Genomic DNA, 1,547 nt, shown 5'->3' with positions numbered 1-1,547 from the left:
AAATTCGTGACCTGGCGGATGCCGTCACCGCCATGCGTCGACGCCTGGAGGCACGGGCACAGCTGGAAGATAACGTGACCCTGCTGACCCATGAAATGAAAAGCCCGTTGGCGGCGATTCGTGGTGCCGGGGAAATCCTGGCAGAGGAAGTGCGCGATCCGGCCCTGCACCGTTTCACGGATAATGTGATACACGAAAGCATCAGGTTGAGTGATCTACTGGACCGGTTGCTGGCCATGGCGAGGCTGGAAAAACTGGAAAGCCTGCCGCATCGAAAAAGTGCCGTGGCAATTTCCGCTCTGGTGCAGGAATGGCAACACAGCCGCTATTCGCTGCTGGCTGAAAAGCGGCAGGAGGTGGCCGTGAATGAAGGTACCCTGCTGGCGGAAGCGGAGACCCTTAAGCTGGCGCTGTTCAATCTGCTGGATAACGCCCTGCGTTTTGCCAAAGAGAAAACCACGATCGAGGTGCATGTTGAAGCAGCCTGTCTCACAGTAACCAACACTGGCCCCATGATTCCTGACTATGCGCTTGAACGCATCACCGAGCGTTTCTATTCCCTGCCGGCGCCGGGTCAGGAAAGAAGTTCAGGCCTGGGGCTGGCCATGGTAAGCGAAATCGCCAGTCTGCACGGCGGCAGCCTGCAGGTGGGAAACACCCCGGAAGGCGTTCAGGCCAGGCTAATCCTCCCCGAATAGACCTCTTCCCGCAGGAGTATTGTTGGCGGCGCGATAGAGCGAAAAGCGAGAAGAAAAAAATGGCCCGGGTTTTCGAAACTCGCTTCTCGCAACTCGTCACCACTTTCCCCCACACAATCCCCACAAAACCCTCAAATCGGTTTCGCACACTGTTTTCTCACACTGAGGGCGTCATTTGTGGGAGAGAAGCCATGCGACCCAACCTGTTATTGAAAATGTTCACTATTGCCGGGCTAATGCTGGTGCTGGTCATGCCGCTGTTAATGATCCAGGGAAAGATATCCGACCGCAGTAATGAAGCGATGCACGTCAAACACCAGATTACCCGGCAGGTCAGTGGCGAACAGCAGATCAGTGGGCCACTGATCGTGGTACCCAGAACCCGCAAACAGCTGGTGGAAAAGCGCGATTGCCGCAGCGGCGAAACCTGTACCGCCATCGAACACCGGCAGGTACTGGACAGCCAGATCCCGGATACCCTGAGCATTGATGGCGAGCTGCAGAGTGAAATGCGCTATCGCGGTATTTACGGCGTGCCGGTGTACCGGAGTCTGCTGCATATTGAAGCTGTGTTTCCCGCTAACTGGCAGCAAGTGAGCCAGCCGGAACAGGTGGTGTCTTCACAGAAACCGTTGCTGCTATTGCGGATTCAGGACCTGCGCGGGTTGGTTGAGCGTCCGCAAATTCTGGTCAACGATGTGCCGCTGCCCCTGGTGGAAACCGAACAGCTGCCGGACGGGGTGGGAGGCAATGCGGTGGCGGTGGCGCTGCCCACCGATTTGAGCGGCGCCTTTACGGTAAAGGTGCGATTGAATCTGAACGGCACAGAATCACTCGGCGCCTTGCCGT

General features: G+C 57.1%; 2 protein-coding genes. Both read left to right on the top strand.

Translation table 11 applies throughout. The features are described 5' to 3' along the window. A partial coding sequence (locus tag A3754_RS25110; RefSeq protein WP_231880787.1) for an ATP-binding protein occupies positions 1-698 on the top strand: 698 nt, incomplete at its 5' end. A 191-nt stretch (positions 699-889) separates the two neighbouring features. Then, positions 890-1,547, top strand: a 658-nt coding sequence (locus tag A3754_RS25105; RefSeq protein WP_197468860.1) for an inner membrane CreD family protein, incomplete at its 3' end; no start/stop codon positions are given.

It is taken from the genome of Alcanivorax sp. HI0083, assembly GCF_001635175.1.
Note: the sequence above shows the minus strand (reverse complement) of the source record. Positions and strands in the feature narration are given on the sequence as shown.